8 protein-coding genes, 19 tRNA genes and 2 rRNA genes (1 of these 29 cut by a window edge) are annotated in these 17,811 nt (G+C 40.7%); 1 reads left to right on the top strand and 28 read right to left on the bottom strand.

Going from position 1 to position 17,811, the window contains the following annotated elements; all coding sequences use genetic code 11:
* Window positions 1-53: 53 nt before the first annotated feature.
* The 5 genes from addA to ACO1DI_RS16515 form a co-directional block, all read right to left on the bottom strand.
* Window positions 54-3,791, bottom strand: a complete 3,738-nt coding sequence (gene addA, locus ACO1DI_RS16495) for a helicase-exonuclease AddAB subunit AddA (RefSeq protein WP_423145475.1) — start codon at window positions 3,789-3,791, stop codon at window positions 54-56.
* Window positions 3,784-7,284 carry a helicase-exonuclease AddAB subunit AddB gene (addB, locus tag ACO1DI_RS16500; RefSeq protein WP_140451669.1) on the bottom strand — a complete coding sequence of 1,167 codons (3,501 nt, stop codon included), beginning with the start codon at window positions 7,282-7,284 and terminating at the stop codon, window positions 3,784-3,786. Before addB ends, addA begins: the two co-directional genes overlap by 8 nt.
* Window positions 7,285-7,547: 263 nt before the next feature.
* Window positions 7,548-8,288 (bottom strand): 3-oxoacyl-ACP reductase FabG, encoded by a 741-nt coding sequence (fabG, locus tag ACO1DI_RS16505; protein WP_014461644.1) that lies wholly within the window; start codon window positions 8,286-8,288, stop codon window positions 7,548-7,550.
* Window positions 8,289-8,868: 580 nt separating this feature from the next.
* Window positions 8,869-9,486 carry a TVP38/TMEM64 family protein gene (locus tag ACO1DI_RS16510; protein ID WP_140451670.1) on the bottom strand — a complete coding sequence of 206 codons (618 nt, stop codon included), beginning with the start codon at window positions 9,484-9,486 and terminating at the stop codon, window positions 8,869-8,871.
* A gap of 162 nt (window positions 9,487-9,648) precedes the next feature.
* Window positions 9,649-11,628, bottom strand: coding sequence for a S9 family peptidase (locus tag ACO1DI_RS16515; protein WP_423145476.1), 1,980 nt, complete (start codon window positions 11,626-11,628; stop codon window positions 9,649-9,651).
* 176 nt (window positions 11,629-11,804) lie between these two features.
* Here ACO1DI_RS16515 and ACO1DI_RS16520 point away from each other — a divergent pair, with 176 nt between their 5' ends.
* Complete coding sequence (locus ACO1DI_RS16520; protein ID WP_013055344.1) at window positions 11,805-12,041, top strand: IDEAL domain-containing protein; 237 nt, start codon at window positions 11,805-11,807, stop codon at window positions 12,039-12,041.
* Between the two features lie 195 nt (window positions 12,042-12,236).
* On the opposite strand, the gene aceA is transcribed toward ACO1DI_RS16520, so the two are convergent.
* From aceA to ACO1DI_RS16635, 23 genes are all read right to left on the bottom strand, one after another.
* Entirely contained in the window at window positions 12,237-13,520 is a 1,284-nt protein-coding gene (gene aceA / locus ACO1DI_RS16525; protein ID WP_014461647.1) for an isocitrate lyase, read from the bottom strand.
* 392 nt (window positions 13,521-13,912) lie between these two features.
* Entirely contained in the window at window positions 13,913-15,172 is a 1,260-nt protein-coding gene (locus ACO1DI_RS16530) for a M48 family metallopeptidase (RefSeq protein ID WP_115653039.1), read from the bottom strand.
* 209 nt (window positions 15,173-15,381) lie between these two features.
* A tRNA-Glu gene (locus ACO1DI_RS16535) sits at window positions 15,382-15,453 on the bottom strand.
* Window positions 15,454-15,457: 4 nt separating this feature from the next.
* Window positions 15,458-15,532: transfer RNA gene (locus tag ACO1DI_RS16540), tRNA-Asn, on the bottom strand.
* A gap of 3 nt (window positions 15,533-15,535) precedes the next feature.
* Window positions 15,536-15,612, bottom strand: a tRNA-Ile gene (locus tag ACO1DI_RS16545).
* 6 nt (window positions 15,613-15,618) lie between these two features.
* Window positions 15,619-15,692 (bottom strand) — tRNA-Gly (locus ACO1DI_RS16550).
* A gap of 11 nt (window positions 15,693-15,703) precedes the next feature.
* Window positions 15,704-15,779, bottom strand: a tRNA-His gene (locus ACO1DI_RS16555).
* 10 nt (window positions 15,780-15,789) lie between these two features.
* Window positions 15,790-15,865: transfer RNA gene (locus ACO1DI_RS16560), tRNA-Phe, on the bottom strand.
* A 10-nt stretch (window positions 15,866-15,875) separates the two neighbouring features.
* A tRNA-Asp gene (locus tag ACO1DI_RS16565) sits at window positions 15,876-15,951 on the bottom strand.
* A 4-nt stretch (window positions 15,952-15,955) separates the two neighbouring features.
* Window positions 15,956-16,032, bottom strand: a tRNA-Met gene (locus ACO1DI_RS16570).
* Between the two features lie 14 nt (window positions 16,033-16,046).
* Window positions 16,047-16,139 (bottom strand) — tRNA-Ser (locus tag ACO1DI_RS16575).
* A gap of 27 nt (window positions 16,140-16,166) precedes the next feature.
* Window positions 16,167-16,243: transfer RNA gene (locus ACO1DI_RS16580), tRNA-Met, on the bottom strand.
* Window positions 16,244-16,277: 34 nt separating this feature from the next.
* Window positions 16,278-16,353 (bottom strand) — tRNA-Ala (locus ACO1DI_RS16585).
* 5 nt (window positions 16,354-16,358) lie between these two features.
* A tRNA-Pro gene (locus ACO1DI_RS16590) sits at window positions 16,359-16,435 on the bottom strand.
* 4 nt (window positions 16,436-16,439) lie between these two features.
* A tRNA-Arg gene (locus ACO1DI_RS16595) sits at window positions 16,440-16,516 on the bottom strand.
* Window positions 16,517-16,522: 6 nt separating this feature from the next.
* Window positions 16,523-16,597 (bottom strand) — tRNA-Gly (locus ACO1DI_RS16600).
* Window positions 16,598-16,606: 9 nt separating this feature from the next.
* Window positions 16,607-16,679, bottom strand: a tRNA-Lys gene (locus tag ACO1DI_RS16605).
* A gap of 4 nt (window positions 16,680-16,683) precedes the next feature.
* Window positions 16,684-16,758 (bottom strand) — tRNA-Gln (locus tag ACO1DI_RS16610).
* A gap of 7 nt (window positions 16,759-16,765) precedes the next feature.
* Window positions 16,766-16,849 (bottom strand) — tRNA-Tyr (locus tag ACO1DI_RS16615).
* 8 nt (window positions 16,850-16,857) lie between these two features.
* Window positions 16,858-16,933: transfer RNA gene (locus tag ACO1DI_RS16620), tRNA-Thr, on the bottom strand.
* Window positions 16,934-16,937: 4 nt separating this feature from the next.
* Window positions 16,938-17,013: transfer RNA gene (locus tag ACO1DI_RS16625), tRNA-Val, on the bottom strand.
* A 111-nt stretch (window positions 17,014-17,124) separates the two neighbouring features.
* A 5S ribosomal RNA gene (rrf, locus tag ACO1DI_RS16630) occupies window positions 17,125-17,240 on the bottom strand.
* Window positions 17,241-17,303: 63 nt separating this feature from the next.
* Window positions 17,304-17,811: ribosomal RNA gene (locus ACO1DI_RS16635) — 23S ribosomal RNA — on the bottom strand (it continues 2,428 nt past the right edge of the window).

The raw sequence follows: 17,811 nt of genomic DNA on the forward strand, positions 1-17,811 counted from the left end.
GTTACTCTCTCCTTATTGGTGAAAAAGAAGAAGACTATCGCCTTCTTCTTTTTTTATATTTCAACAGCATGTCCACCATCTAAAAAGTACAGATAGCGATGCTGCACAGGTTGTTTTACAATCCGCTCAATGGCCTTTGCGTAAAGCTCTAACTGAATGCGGTACCTTTCGATTAGAAACGGTTTTGCTCGTTCAAAATCCCCTTCAAAACGATCCGAAATATTATCCGTTTTAAAATCAAGTAAAACGAGGCCTTCTTCCGTTTCATACAAACAATCAATAATACCTTGCACTAAAATCGTTTCGTCTTCCTGCTCCCAATGATCATAGATTTCTTTAGCCGAGACACCTAAACTAAAAGGCATCTCTCTATAAACCTTGCGAGCCGTTCGAATACCTTGTGCAATGTCACTGTCTAAAAAGTCTGCTACATCATTTGCATCAACGGCATCCGCTTGTTCTTGCGTCAATAATTCTTTGGTAACCATTGATTGAATAAAGTCTTGAACCATTTCGAGGGTATAAGCTTTATTTAATGGAAGCTGCTGCATAACGGCATGTGTGGCTGTTCCTTTTTCAGCTCCTGTGAGAGATTTTTCTTGAAGAAACAGCGGACGGTTTTCAAGAGGTGCTTTAGATCCCCGAACGAGATCGTCGCTTCCACCTGCATCCGTCAGCTGCTGCTGCCTTTTTAGTTCAGAAACAGATTGCTTCGAACGATGAACGGAAGCTACACGATAATCATAAGACCAATTTAAGCGTCTATACACTTCGTCTTTATAATCGCTGGACTCTGAAACTGGCTCATGCTTTTGAAGAGCGTTCAAGAGCTCTTCATGATGCTGCTGCTCTTCAAGAGGCTGTTCGGCTAAATCAACCGCTAATAACGTTGAAAGTTTCCAGCTTGAAGCATGCTGATGAACCATCTCAGCCGGCTGGACCTCTCCTTCAACCATGTGACTAACATTTTGGTGACGAATTAAAGAAGGTCCAATCCAGTCTAAATAACATTTTGCATCTCTTCTCACGTGAGCTGGAAGCGTCCAATCTTCATGTGCCATAACAGAGCTCCACTGTCTAAGCTTTTCTGGTGCATCTTTTACTGTTCCGACTAAAATAAGCTTTTCTTTCGCACGCGTCAAAGCTACGTATAATACCCGCATTTCTTCTGCCATGCTTTCTTTTTTCATTTTTTTCTTCATGGTCTGCTGAAGAAGCGTTGGGTACGTAATACGCAGTTTCGGATCAATATATTTAGATCCAAAACCTAGTTCTTTATCGAGTAAATATGCTTTATTCAAGTCCATCAAGTTAAACTGACGCGTGAGGCCAGCTACAAAAACAACAGGAAATTCAAGACCTTTACTGCTGTGGATCGTCATCAAACGCACCACATCTTCTTGTTCTCCTAGTGCTCGAGCAGCTCCTAAATCGTTCCCCCGGTCCTGCATACGTTCAATAAAGCGTAAAAATCGAAACAGACCTCTAAAGGAAGTTGCCTCATACTGGCGAGCGCGATCGTAAAGAGCACGTAAATTGGCTTGACGCTGCTTCCCGCCAGGAAGTCCGCCAACAAATTCAAAGAAACCCGTATCGCGGTAAATTTGCCAGACTAGTTCTGACAAAGAGCTTTGTCTAGCTTGTGTTCTCCATGCTTTTAACTGATCATAGAAATATTTTACTTTATCGCGAAGTTCTTCATCATCTGAAACCGCTAAGTACGTTTTTAACGCATCGTAATACGTTCCTTTCTTTTGCTCTGCTCTCAGTGTAGCTAACTCTTCATCTGAAAGTCCTACTACCGGCGAGCGAAGAACAGAAGCTAATGGAATGTCTTGATGCGGGTTATCTACTACTTTTAATAAAGACATCATAATCATCACTTCAGTAGCATCAAAATAACCTGTTGATAAATCGGCATAAATCGGCACGCCTTCTTGCTTAAATTCATCCATAATCTGCGCAGCCCAAGGCATGGAACGAAGCAAAATAACAAAGTCACGATACGTCACGTTTCTCATAATATCGAGCTTGCGATCATATATTTGAAAACGGTTTCGAACGAGTTCTTTGATTTTACGCGCCATTGCTCTTGCCTCTAACTGAGCCGTTTCAAGCTCCGCTTCTGAAAAAGCGACGAGAGAAGAATCCGATTCTTCTTCCGCTCCTTCTTCTGCATTTTCTTTTGCAATTAGCAGAAGCTCCGTTTCCATTCCTTCCACTTTTGGATACGATGCTCCTAATTTTAAAGAAGCATCATCGTCATATGCAATTTCTCCTACTTCTTCATCCATCAGCTGGTTAAAAATAAAGTTTGTCGCATCAAGCACTTGAGAACGACTGCGGAAGTTTTTATTCAAATCGATACGTTTTCCGAACTGGCGACCATCTTGTGTAAAGCGCTTGTACTTTGTTAAAAATAAAAATGGCTCCGCTAAACGAAAGCGGTAAATGGATTGTTTTACATCTCCAACCATAAATAAATTTCCTTGTTCTTCACTATCTCTCGTCACTAATTTAATCAATGTTTCTTGAACCATATTTGTATCTTGATATTCGTCAACAAGTACCTCTTCAAACTGAATGCGATATTTTTGGGCAATGGACGAAGGCTTAAGCACACCGTCTTTTTTTACACTCAAGATTTGCAGGCAATAATGTTCTAAATCAGAAAAGTCCACTAACCCTTTCTCTTTTTTAATGTGTTCATATCGTTCACCGAAGCGCTGAACTAAAAAGATTAGCGTTTCAATAACCGGCTTCATTTTTTCAAAATCAGCCATGTAGCCTTGCAAAGGCCTAGAAAACAGATCAGCATGAAGCTTTTCAAGGCTTGTCTTAGCTTTTTTGCGAAGCTCTCCGAAATCATCTAAAAGCTGAGGGTCGTATGCTTCTCCTTTACATGGCTTTAAACGAGTAAAATTCAAACTCTGCATTTCTTCATGCAAATCAGCAAAAGAATGCTTAGAAGCGCTGAGCAGCCGATGAATTTGAGCCAAGTCTTCCTCTGCATTAACAGCGCGAGGAGCAGGCCCTCCTGGCAGCTTTGTTAGCTCTAAGCATTGTTTTAAAATCGATTCAATGCCAATCAGCTGCGTTGTTACTTCTTGTAAAAGAAAAGATAGAAACGGAAGTGAATCAATAGAAGAGTCCTCTGTGACATCATATTGACTCACGATCATTTCAAGCCAGCCGTTTGGGTCAGGGTTAGATCTTGCAAAGTCATATAGCTTTCTTACCATAAGCTGAATATCTAAATCATTTCGGTCACTTGTATAACGATCAATTAAATCAAAGAATCGCTCGTTCTGTTCAATACTGTACTGTTCTTCAAACAGTTCTTCCAATACTTCTTCACGAAGGAGCTCTGCTTCCGTATCATCCGCAATTCGAAAACCAGGGTCTACATCAATCATATAATAATACGTACGAATGACTTCTAAACAAAAAGAATGAAGCGTAGAAATAGACGCACGGTTTAATAAATTAAGCTGTCTGCGCAAGTGTAAAGAAGATGGATTCTTTTTTAACTCTTTTTCTAATGCTTCGCCAATTCGATTTCTCATTTCGGCGGCAGAAGCATTTGTAAACGTAGCAACGAGTAATCTATCAACATCGATTGGCTCATCACCCATCGTAATCTTTTTAATAATACGTTCAACTAAAACCGCTGTTTTTCCTGAACCAGCAGCCGCGGCTACTAATATATCTTGACCTGATGAAACAATGGCGTTCCACTGATCATCCGTCCACTGGGAGTCGGCCGGTTTTACGTGTATATCTTTACTCATCTCGTTTGGCCTCCTCTCGAATTTTATCTAAAATAACATTTTGGCTCTCTGTACTAAGCTGACGATATTCATTGTCTTCCATTGATTCATCGAACTGACAAATTGAGCGGTATTCACAAAACGCGCATGGTGTTTTATCTTTTAGCTTATAAGGCGAAATATCAATTTTTCCATTTGTAATCTCTGTACCTGCCTCCACAAACTTACCTCGCACATACTGACGGAGATGTGTAAAATCTTCTTCGCTCGCAACCGAAGAATTGGAATAAAAGCCCCCTGTCTTTTTAATGCCCGCCGATATAACTTGTGAGTGCCCTGATTCTAACGTTTCGTCCATTAATCGTACTGCTTCCTCGTCCCCTAAAAGCAGTCCTTTCATTTTAAACTTCTTGAAGATTTCGGCTTCAATTTGATCAGGTTGTAATGCTTTAGTACTGTTGATCATTGGATTATGAACATGGAAATAAAGAACGCCAGCAGGCAATGCTCCTCTATTGTCATGAAGAAGCTGTTCAGCATACGTCACGACTATGTCTAAATAAGCTAAAATTTGAAGAGATAAACCGTAGTACACTTCCACTAAGTTTAATGCTTTATCGCTTGATTTATAGTCGACAATACGCAGTAAAAGTCCTTTGGAGCTTTCCGCTTTATCTACCCTGTCAATTCGGCCAACGAGTTCCATCGTATGGCCATTTGGCAGTGTGAACTGCATAGAAGGCAGCTCCGCGCTAGGTCCAAATCCAAGCTCCAATCCAACAGGAACAAACCCACTCACCTTAGCGTGCTCACTTAACACAAGCGACGCCCTTTCAATAATTTGCTGCAGCTTATGCGTTAAATAATGGTGACGATTAGAGCTCAATAAAATCTCGTTTTGTAAGCGCGGAGCAAGTTCGTGCACCGCAGCCGTAGAAAGCTGCTGACAGTCTTTTCTCGTTAAGTTCTTCCATTCTTTTTGACCGCCCCGAAGCTCGTCTGAAATCATCTTCAGCGCCGCGTGAAATAACTCGCCTATGTCAGGAGCTGCTAATTTGAAAACTTTTCGTTCTTTAAGTTTGAGCCCATGAGAAGCAAAATGAGCGTACGGACAGGCTTCAAATTTCTCCATTCTCGATACGCTTGCTTGAATATGCTTTCCATACAGACGCTGACTCGTTTTCTTTGTTAACCTTTTTGCTTCGTTTTTATAAAATAAGCTGCTTAGTACCCTCTCACTGTATGAGTTCCAATTTGGATTTTCTACATAAAAATTATATACATCCCACCAAGCCGAACTCATCGGATAATGACGTTTCCAACCTTGCAGCTGGCTGGCTAAATGCGCGATGCTTGTTAAAGGATTTGTTATATAATCAACTTGCTTTTCTTCTTCTAAATTCGTAGGCTCCATCATTAACAGCTTTTCCTGCAGGAGCGGAAACAGCTCTTTTACTCGATTAATAACGAGTGAAGGCAGCAGAGTCTTCCCTTCCTCATTGGCAAGAGGATACGAAACATAAAGTTTTTCAGAAGAGCTGGAAAGTGCTAAATAAATGAGAAATTGTTCGTCAAACAACTTTTGCCTTCCAGTTGGCGCAAGTAATAAACCTGATTCAAGCAGCTGCTCTCTCTCCTTCTCAGATAACAGGCCATCGCTTTTTGGTTTAGCTGGAATCACACCGTCATTTACACCTAACACAAAGCTTGCTTTGATACCGGATAAACGCGAACGCTCGAAGCTTGCCACAACCACTTGATCCAGTGCAGGCGGAACAAGTGCAAACTGCATGCTGTCAAGCCCTGTCTCAAATAGATCTGCGAACAAAGAAATCGATACTTTCTCTTCTCCCATCATTTCAACAAACTGATCAAATAAGTGAAGAATTGCTTTCCATACCTGCTCGTGCTCTCTTGCTTCTTGAAGCTTTCCTTCTTCTTCACATCGATTGCGCAGCGCTTCTATCTTTTGTGGAATATCTAAATTCGTTAAAAAACGATAGAGTGCTTCTGCTTTTTCTTTTCCTATTTTCGCTTGCTTTAATTTTTGCTGAAGCGAATAAATAGGAGGAACAATCATATTTTTTAATTCATTTATTTTTTGCTCAAAAGCAAGCTCTTCGTCCGTTTTCCCAAGGTTCATATCTTCAAGCGAACGATATTTTCTGTAGGTAAATGGTTCCTTACTCGTCCACTTAGATCCTTGAATACCGTAAGCAAGTACGTAATTTTCTAATTCATCCATCTCTTCGCGAAGCTGGTGCACATCAGATGACAAAGGAAATAAAAGATCTGTTTTCACTGCTCGAAAGATGGTTTCATATCGCCATGACCCGCTTACCACCTCTAAGACTGAACGAATAAATTCAACGAGTGGATGATGAAACATCGCTCGCTTTTGGTCAATAAAGTATGGAATTTCATAATCTCGAAAAATGGTTTGAAGCAAGTCATGATAGTCTTCTGCATTTCTAACAATCAAAGCAATGTCACGATAGCGATAGCCCTGATCACGCACAAGCGACAGCACTTCTCTTGCAATCCCTTCTACCTCTGCTCTTCGGCTAACCGCCGGCAGCAGCTGAATGTGCTCGGGCTCTGACTGAAATTCCGGCGTTGGCCGTTCATCATAATATCGTTCTAAATAGGCAAGCTCTGGACTGTTTTGATGCCTTTTTTGTTCATTAAATACGTTTGGCTCTTGAACTTCTATCCCGTTTTCAGCCGCCAGACTCATTATTTCTTGATACGTTTCGCTCGTTAATCGAAACAAGTGCAAGTCATTTGGAATAAAATCTTGATATGAATAATCAGAAGTCACCGCTATTTTCACTTCTCTACAAACTTTCATCAGCTCTACTAATACCGTTAATTCTTGAGGAGTATAGTGATGAAATCCATCTACATAAATCGTTGCTTGAGCAAGGTAGGCAGAAGACGCTACTTTTTCACTCAGCAGCTTCAAATAATCTTCTCCATCTACATATTTTGTCATCAGCTGTTTTTCTAATTCTCCGTAAATAAGATGTAAATCATGTAATTTATCAGCAAGGACCTTCTCATCTTCTACTTGCAGCTTTTGCTTTATCTCTTCAAGAGACGGTGCATCCACCGTGTACTGTTTAAACTCTTTAACCATTTTTTCTAATTCTTCAATAAACCCTGCTTGTTCTGAAGAATTCGCAAACAGTCGAAGCTCTTCTTTTCGATGCTCGATAATTTTTTTAAGCATCATATGAATACCTGTTTGATCCACATGATAGCGGCTAATACCTCCGACTTCTTGCAGGATACGCCATGCAAGACGTGTAAAACTATAAACTTGAGCACGCATCATGCCTTCTAAACCAGGTGTTTGAACAAGCGCATACTCCGACTGAAATGTCATCTGTTCAGGTACAATATAAATAAGTGGATGCCCAAGCGGAGCATTTAACAGCTCTTGGCGCATGCTATTTAAAAGATATTCCGTTTTCCCGCTTCCTGAACGTCCTAATAAAAACTGTAGCCCCACGTTTTCACCCCTTCATTTTTCTTCTCTATATTTTTAGTTGTTTAAGTGCAAAATGGATAAACGCCACGCAAACACGTGACGCAGTCGTCAAAATTTTATAATGATAATCATCAAAATCTCTCTATCTCTCTCCTTATTATTTTACTGAACTTGCAGACAAAATTCCACTTTGCACATATGTGAAATGCTGGATGCAATAAAAAAACTTTTCAGTAGCCAAATGACCACTAAAAAGTTTTAGGAAAGAGAGTTATTTTCTACTTTTACATCATGATTCCACCATCTACATGCAGTGTTGTGCCGTTAATATAGTTGGACTCATCAGAGGCTAAATAAAGATAAGCATAACCAATGTCAGAAGGCTGACCTAACCTTTGTAAAGGAATAGTGGATTTCATTTGATCAATGATTTTGTCCGGCATCGCCTTCACCATATCCGTCTCAATAAACCCGGGAGCTACAGCGTTTACATTAATTCCTTTTCGCCCAAGCTCTTTAGCCCATGTTTTTGTCATTCCCACTACGCCGGCTTTTGTCGCCGCATAGTTCGTTTGACCAACATTTCCATATACGCCGGATACCGAAGATGTGCTGATAATTTTCCCTTTACCTTGAGCAATCATATGCGGTACAACGGCTTGCGTACAGTGAAAAACGCCTGTAAGGTTTACGTTAATGACCGCTTGAAAATTTTCAACTGATAATTTAGTTAGCATTCCATCTCTGGTAATACCTGCATTATTAATTAAAATATCTATTTTAGAGAAGCGTTTCACGACTTCTTCTACCATTGCATCTACACTGTCTCGATCCGCTACGTTTACTTGAAAGAATGCTACATCTCCGCCTTCTTCTTTTAGCTGAGCTGCTCGTTCTTCTCCTACTTTTGCATCGTAGTCAACCATAGCGACCTTTGCACCCTCTTGTGCGAAAATTCGAGAAGCTTCGAACCCTAACCCATTTGCTGCACCCGTAATAATTGCCACTTTATCTTTTAATCTCATGTCACCCGCGCTATAAGACGCTTACTAACAACGATTAATCAGCAAGTCGCTTGAATCTTAGTAGCGCATTCCCCTCCTCAAAACGACGCCAAGCACGTCTTAATGATCATTCGGTGCTTTTCTAGTAATGATCCCTCTACTTACATCTTAGTAGTCAAGCTCAAAAATCATTCATATAATTTTTAAGAAAACGTTTTGAAATACATGAGGTGATAATACATGTTGAGAAAAAACATGTATATCTCGAGAAAACAAAGGGTTCATTACTTAGGTGCAACTAGGAATAGATATCTAATTTATTCCCAGTTTTTTCTTTTATTTTAGCATATTTTTCATAATTGATAAACAAAAAACTTGTTCATTACTGGACAGATATTCTGTATGTGCATTGTTCTTCCAACCGAATAAACAGACAAATAACTTCTTTAAGAAAAATTTTAAGATCCTTTCAAAAATGCTGCTGTATTCCTATAAGAAAAGGCTTCTCTATAGTTTACGATACCCTTTTTGGCTGCATGTATAACAAAAGACTGCCTATTAAAACGCAGTCTTTTATCACTATTTGTTATATATAAACAAACTATTTGTCATACTGTTTCACTTTAGATTTTTCATTTAACCTTCGTTCAATTTGCTTTCCAACAAGCCATAGGACAAAAATGATCACTAAAACAAGTACTGCTTTTAAAGGCTGTTTCACAAATGAAACAAAATCGGCCCCAATAAAACTCATCATAAATATCATTACCATTTTACCCGCTAATACAGCAAGCATAAACTGAGCCATACTGACACGTGATAGTCCGGCTACTACATTAATCGCTGAAGATGGGGTAAAAGGAAAACAAAGCATAATAAACAGCGGTCCAAAACCGTGTCGTTCCACCCAAATCATGATTTTTCGAATTTGCGCATGGCGGCTGATGAAATGTAAAAACCTCGCCTGTCCATATTTTCTAAAAATCAAAAAGACAAGCAGTGATCCAACGCAGCTCCCAATCCATGAAATTAAAAAGCCTGACCATAAGCCAAAGGCAGCAGCATTAGCCATTACAAACGCAAAAAGCGGCAAGATAGGGATAAACGCTTCTAAAATAGGCAACAGCAGCCCCGGAATGATTCCAAATGATTGATATTGTTTTAATAACTCGAGGACGCCGTCTAATGTCAAATAATGCTTTAATGTTTCAAAATCCATCGAATGTTCTCCTTATTTAAACAACTGTGCTACTTTTCACTTATTGTACTACTTTCCTTTACCAAACAAAAGTTTTACAGCGTTTTATCTTTCCTGCCCTTTTACGTTTGTCATACAGCCTTTATTTACGCACACATATTTGGTTGAACAGCCATGCACTTTTTACTGAGACTGTTTTAAATAACGTTTAAACCAGCTTGTTAAATATTTTAGTCTCGCCGTTCGTAAATTGGGCTTACCGCTTCTAGAGAGTTCATGGTTAGACTGAGGAAACCGAATAAATTCTACTTCTTTATTTTTTCTTTTCAGCGCTACATAAAGCTGTTCAGCTTGTTCAATTGGACATCTATAATCCTGTTCGCTATGTAAGATTAAAAGTGGTGTTTTAACGTTCTCTGCTAAACGAAGCGGCGAGTGACTCCAAAGTTTTTCCGGGTTTTCATAAATATCAGCTTTTAACTCCCATTCGGTAAAATAATAGCCAATATCACTAACGCCGTAAAAGCTCGTCCAATTTGAAATAGACCGTTGCGTCACCGCTGCTTTAAACCGATTTGTACTTCCTACAATCCAGTTTGTCATAAACCCTCCGTAGCTTCCTCCTGTTACGCCAAGCTTATCTTCATTAATATAAGAGTAGCGGTTAATTGCTTCGTCGGTCACTGCCATCAAGTCCGTATAATCCATGCCTCCGTAATCTCCTCGAACGGCATCTGTAAAGGCTTGACCATACCCTCTGCCGCCTCTTGGATTAGAAAAGATAATATTGAACCCTTTTGATGCAAGTACTTGGAATTCAAGCATAAATGTATGACCATACATAAGATGCGGACCTCCGTGGATTTCTAAAATGGTTGGAGATCCATGGTTTGTGGCAGCAGCTTTTACTACCCAACTATGGATATGTATACCGTCCGTAGAAGTCGCGTAAAAAGATTCTGCTTCTGTGAGCTGCACATGCTTTAAAAATAAGTCATTAACGCTTGTCAGCTTCACTAGTTCCTCTGTTTTTAAATTTAGAGAATAAAGATCTCCGGGATGTGTAAATGTGCTGATTGCCACGATAGCCTCCTCACAGTTTGGAAGAACAGATATCCCATATACGTGAGCATTGTCCATAAGCACAGGATCTAACTTCCCATTTACATTTCCTTTATATATGCCTACAGACCCCTTTTCACTTACGACAAAATAAAATTCTTGATTACTGCTCCACATAATTCCCGCTGCGGTTCTTCCAAAGTGGAAATCTCCCGCTACCATATCTCCTATTTCTACGTCTATACCAGCAGTGATACAAGCTGTTTTTTGGTTGGAAATCTGATAAATATATATGTCATTCATTGAAGCCGATCCGTATGTACGTTCATTTCCAATGTAAGCTATGTATGATCCATCTGGTGACCACGAAACTTGATGAAAATATCCTGTTTCTGCTGTAATAGATGTTAATTTTTTAGTATCACGATGCAAAATAAACACGTCCATGGTTAACGATAAATCCGGATTCTCTCCTCGGCTGCTGCAAAATACAATTGAGCTTGCATCGGGAGACCAGCACCCTACAGAGTGATGATAAGGTCCATCCGTTAAAAACGTCACTTCTTTATTTTTAAGTTTAACGACAGCAACTTGCGTATATTCACCTTTTAAATAGCCGCTACCATCGGATTTGTACAGTAAACGTTCCACTTCATACGGCTGGGGATGTTCATGATTTTGTTCAACTCTTACAGCTTTTTCTTCTACTTTTGTGGAAAACATAATTTCGTCACTATAAGGAGACCACACTGGATTACTAACGCCTTTTTCAAGATCTGTGAGTGCTTCTGCTTCCCCGCCTGTCGCTGCTAATAGGTAGAGCTGAACGGCTTGACTGCGATCGGATAAAAAAGCAATCCACTTGCCGTCCGGGGACCAGGCGGGAGAATGATTATTCCCTTTATAGTACGTTAATTGCTTAGTTTCTTTCGTTTCAAGATCTAATATAAACAGCTGCGTTTCATACGCGTTCTCTATTTTCTTCGTTTCTCGAACCGTATAAACTACACTTTTTCCATCTGGAGAAATCTGAGGATTATAAACAGACTTCAATTCATACAAATCCTCTATCGTTACCGTACGCTTTTTTAAATGATTCAATTTCTTCGCCCCCAAGCATTCATTTTTAAACCAAATAGTCAATCGATAAAAACGAAAGTAGCGTTTCCCTCTTACTTTATCATTTCTAAAAATAAAAATCTAAAAATTTAGAAAATTAGTTGTTTTTTCTTCTTTTAATCTATATAATAATAAAAAGGGTGCAGAGGTGATGAGGTATGAACAATGAAAAATCGTACACGGAAATGATGAAGTCCCTCGCTCGCAAGAAAAAAGTAATTGATACTGTGAGTATGTTGGATGTTTATATCGAAATGGTAATTGATGAATCGCTTTTTAAGCGTCAAAAAGAACTGTTAGAAACAAACATTAACACGGCATTAGATCAACGTGATGAAATTGCTTTTTATGAGCTATCAGCACAGTACCAATCCCTGCTTCAAACATCTACTTAATATTTTAAGAACTTAATTCATGTTAATGATTTATATGTACGTTTAACAGGCAGATACTTTCTTCTCAGGAAGAACAGCTGTCTGTTAAATCGTGTTTACTACATAAAAAAAGATTCTTACAGATGTAAGAATCTTTTTTGTTAGGATTTTTCCTATGAGTGGAAGTAACTAACCGTTCCACTCATAGATTTTTTGTTATTTATGTGCCTGAAACTGCTCTTCTTCCGTTGAACCTTTTAAAGCTGTGGTAGAAGAAGTCCCACCAGAAACTACTTGCGCCACTTCATCAAAATAACCCGTTCCTACTTCACGCTGATGTCTTGTAGCAGTATATCCATTTATTTCACTAGCAAACTCTCTCTCTTGTAACTCTGAATAAGCTGCCATTCCTCTTGTTTTATATCCTCGTGCCAGCTCAAACATGCTGTGATTTAAAGCATGGAAGCCAGCAAGCGTAACGAATTGGAATTTGTAGCCCATTTTTGCGATTTCTCTTTGGAACTTTTCAATCGTTTTCTTATCTAATTTTTTCTTCCAGTTGAAAGATGGTGAACAGTTATAAGCAAGCATTTTACCTGGGAATTTTTCATGAATAGCATCTGCAAATTTTTGTGCTTGTTCCAAGTTTGGTTCAGACGTTTCACACCATACTAGATCAGCATATGGCGCATATGCTAAGCCACGAGCAATAGCTTGATCGATTCCGGCTCTCGTGCGATAAAAACCTTCAGCGGTGCGTTCACCTGTAATAAACTGGCGATCTACAGGATCAACATCACTTGTAATTAAATCAGCGGCATCAGCATCGGTACGAGCAATCAGAAGTGTTGGAACACCCATTACATCAGCAGCTAAACGAGCAGCAATCAAATTTTTCACAGCGGTCTGAGTTGGCAGCAATACCTTGCCGCCAAGGTGGCCACACTTTTTCTCAGAGGATAATTGATCTTCAAAGTGTACGGCAGATGCTCCCGACTCAATCATTCCTTTCATTAGTTCAAATACGTTTAACTGTCCTCCAAACCCTGCTTCTGCATCTGCTACAATTGGAGCAAAGTAATCGATATCCCCTTCTCCTTCTAAATGCTGAATTTGATCGGCACGCTGCAGCGCTTGATTGATTCGTTTCACAACATGCGGCACGCTGTTTGCCGGGTATAAACTTTGATCAGGATACATGTTTCCTGAAAGATTTGCATCTGCAGCTACTTGCCATCCGCTTAAGTAAATTGCTTTTAACCCCGCTTTTACCTGTTGTACTGCTTGATTTCCTGTTAAAGCTCCTAATGCATGAACGTATGGCTCTGTTTTTAATAAGTTCCAGAACTTTTCGGCTCCTCTTCTAGCAAGCGTATGTTCAATATCAATGGACCCTCTTAGCCCAATGACTTTTTCTGCAGAATATGGACGTTCAATTCCTTTCCAACGCTCATCGCTTTTCCAGTTCTCTTCAAGGTTTTTTACACGAATGTCTTTCATTCTTTATACCCCCTAATGAATTTAAAATTCTATATTCATAAAAATATAAAACGCAGCAGTTAGAATATGTCTGTTTCATGATGAAGTAAATTAGCAGTTTGCCATAGTGTTAGCGAGAACGTAGATGAAATAAGTAAGTAGTTGAAGGACATGTAGTAAGACTTAGCTGAGGTGAATATACGCTGAGAATTTAGACTGCTATCTTTTCAATCACAAATAACTATTCCTCCCTATTGTTATAAAACAGTTTTTATTTTACATACGTTATTATATAACAGTACTTTCGAAAATGAAACCTCCTTTTAGAATTTTTTTCCTACTCGCAAGGAGGCTTTTCTATTAATACCTACGTATAAAAGGCTTCATATATCCTTTACTTTTTCTTATATCACTTATTCATTTCTTTCATACTTCTCAACAAATGAAATTCTTTCCAGTATTGTTGGGTGACCATATCGGAAAATCTTCACTAAATACGGCGGATTTACCTGAGACAGTCCTGATTTCGTTAAGTCCTGAAACGTTTTAATAGCAGCTTGCTTATCTCCTGTTAGGTCCATGGCGTACGTGTCAGATTGAAGTTCATGATGACGCGACTGCATATTTGTTAACGGACTCACAGCAAATGTAAGAACAGAAAAAATAAGTAGAATAAGCGGTAAAGAATTTAAATCACTAAGAGAAGTAATTTTTAATGCTTTTCCCCATCTCTTAATCACAAAGCGAGCTAAGTGCTTCGTTAGCCATAAACCTACGATCGATAAAACTAATGCTGAAGCAATCCCCACATAAATATGTTTCTTTACATAATGACCCATTTCATGCGCCATGATAAACAAAATTTCACGTTCTGTTAATTTATTAAGAGTAGTATCCCATAACACAATTCTTGAATTAGAACCTATTCCCGTCACATATGCATTGAGAGAGTTCGTTTTTTCAGACATGTTTACTTCATATACATGCTTAGCAGGTATATGAGCTTCGTCTGCTAAATGTAAAATTTTCGTCTCTAGCTCTTTATTCTTTAATGGATAAAAATCGTTATATAACGGATCGATAACCACTGGTTGAATAAACGTCAAAAATAGCGTAAATGGAATAGATACTAGCCATGCATACAGCCACCATCTTTTTGAAAACTTACGAATGAATGCATATAACACAGCAATCACTAAAAACATGGTGGCATAGTTTACCCAAAAATCTGTAAAGAGATCCTTCATCCATCCTTGGAAAGGTTGCGTCGTAATATGGTAAGCCTTTGAAAGCTTAAAGCTAATCCAGTCCATAGGAAAAGAATAGATCAGCAGCAGAACGGATAACCAAAATACATAAATAGCAGTTTGGAGAAGACTGAAACGGCTGATGTCTTTAGACCACTTATTAACTTTCTTAGATACACCTAACACTAAAATTAAAATAAACCCTAGCCACTCATATGGAATTCGGATAAAAAAGAGTGCATCTCTAATTTTTGAATATTTTTCGGTCAACATAAGTTCTCGTGCATTCATAAACGTAGCCGGGTCTACGCTGGTGCCCTTTAATGATTGTGGAATAGAGGTATCGCTTATATAGAATAAATACACCCAAATACACGCTCCATACACAAGAAAAACTCCGATGGACCACCAAACAATTTTTTTCACGCATTCCCCTCCTTTTGTACAAACAGTATGCCGTTATTACTATTGTAGGTTTTTTTTCGAAATTTAGAACAAGCTTTTATAGATGTGCTATAAGAAATGCAATTCGGAGAGAGGCAATCATAGAAAAACGAAAAATAGAGTTTAGACAAAAGAATAAACTCTGTTTACAAACAAAAAAAGCAGTTTGCATATGCAAACTGCTTTTAAGATGACCCGTACGGGATTCGAACCCGTGTTACCGCCGTGAAAGGGCGGTGTCTTAACCGCTTGACCAACGGGCCAGTATGGCTCCACAGGTAGGACTCGAACCTACGACCGATCGGTTAACAGCCGATAGCTCTACCACTGAGCTACTGTGGAATATGGTGGGCCTAAGTGGACTCGAACCACCGACCTCACGCTTATCAGGCGTGCGCTCTAACCAGCTGAGCTATAGGCCCATTATTTGGAGCGGGTGATGAGAATCGAACTCACGACATCAGCTTGGAAGGCTGAGGTTTTACCACTAAACTACACCCGCGTTACTTAAGATGGGGCGACTGATGGGAATCGAACCCACGAATGCCGGAACCACAATCCGGTGCGTTAACCACTTCGCCACAATCGCCATCTTAAAATGGTGGCTCGGGACGGAATCGAACCGCCGACACAAGGATTTTCAGTCCTTTGCTCTACCAACTGAGCTACCGAGCCTTTATGTAAATGGCGGTCCCGACGGGAATCGAACCCGCGATCTCCTGCGTGACAGGCAGGCATGTTAACCGCTACACCACGGGACCACTTTGGTTGCGGGGACAGGATTTGAACCTGCGACCTTCGGGTTATGAGCCCGACGAGCTACCGAACTGCTCCACCCCGCGATGATATAAATAGATGGCGGAGGAAGAGGGATTCGAACCCCCGCGGGCTTTAACACCCCTGTCGGTTTTCAAGACCGATCCCTTCAGCCGGACTTGGGTATTCCTCCGTATATTTATAACAAATGTAACTTATATGGTAGCGGCGGAGGGAGTCGAACCCACGACCTCACGGGTATGAACCGTACGCTCTAGCCAGCTGAGCTACACCGCCATATTATTCGTTACAATTATTTATTTAATTTAATTGGTGGAGCCTAGCGGGATCGAACCGCTGACCTCCTGCGTGCAAGGCAGGCGCTCTCCCAGCTGAGCTAAGGCCCCATAAATGGTCGGGAAGACAGGATTCGAACCTGCGACCCCTTGGTCCCAAACCAAGTGCTCTACCAAGCTGAGCTACTTCCCGTTTATGGCGCGCCCGAGAGGAGTCGAACCCCTAACCTTTTGATCCGTAGTCAAACGCTCTATCCAATTGAGCTACGGGCGCTTTATATGGAGCGGAAGACGAGGTTCGAACTCGCGACCCCCACCTTGGCAAGGTGGTGTTCTACCACTGAACTACTTCCGCTTATTAAAATGAGCCATGAAGGACTCGAACCTTCGACCCTCTGATTAAAAGTCAGATGCTCTACCAACTGAGCTAATGGCTCTCTATGGCTGGGCTAGCTGGATTCGAACCAACGCATGACGGAATCAAAATCCGTTGCCTTACCGCTTGGCGATAGCCCAATAAAGATGGTGGAGGGGGGCAGATTCGAACTGCCGAACCCGAAGGAGCGGATTTACAGTCCGCCGCGTTTAGCCACTTCGCTACCCCTCCGATATAAATGGTGCCGGCAAGAGGACTTGAACCCCCAACCTACTGATTACAAGTCAGTTGCTCTACCAGTTGAGCTACACCGGCACGGTGGTGGAGGATGACGGGATCGAACCGCCGACCCCCTGCTTGTAAGGCAGGTGCTCTCCCAGCTGAGCTAATCCTCCAAATATCATACACAACATTCAGTGTGTATTGTATATAAGTTTTTTACAAATGAGCCAAATAAAAAACCCCTAGACTCTTTTACAAGAGCATAAAAAGGGGTCTTATTCATTGCCTGGCAACGTCCTACTCTCACAGGGACAAAGTCCCAACTACCATTGGCGCTAAAGAGCTTAACTTCCGTGTTCGGTATGGGAACGGGTGTGACCTCTTCGCTATCGCCACCAGACAAGAGATTATTCTCTCAAAACTAGATAACAGTTCGCTGAGTAAAGCTTACGCTTTTAAAAGTTTGGTTAAGTCCTCGATCGATTAGTATCAGTCAGCTACACATGTCGCCACGCTTCCACCTCTGACCTATCAACCTGATCATCTTTCAGGGATCTTACTAGCTTGCGCTATGGGAAATCTCATCTTGAGGGGGGCTTCATGCTTAGATGCTTTCAGCACTTATCCCGTCCACACATAGCTACCCAGCGATGCCTTTGGCAAGACAACTGGTACACCAGCGGTGTGTCCATCCCGGTCCTCTCGTACTAAGGACAGCTCCTCTCAAATTTCCTACGCCCACGACGGATAGGGACCGAACTGTCTCACGACGTTCTGAACCCAGCTCGCGTACCGCTTTAATGGGCGAACAGCCCAACCCTTGGGACCGACTACAGCCCCAGGATGCGATGAGCCGACATCGAGGTGCCAAACCTCCCCGTCGATGTGGACTCTTGGGGGAGATAAGCCTGTTATCCCCGGGGTAGCTTTTATCCGTTGAGCGATGGCCCTTCCATGCGGAACCACCGGAT

The organism is Priestia sp. 40, from assembly GCF_049368575.1.
GTDB classification, from domain to species: Bacteria; Bacillota; Bacilli; order Bacillales; family Bacillaceae_H; genus Priestia; species Priestia zanthoxyli.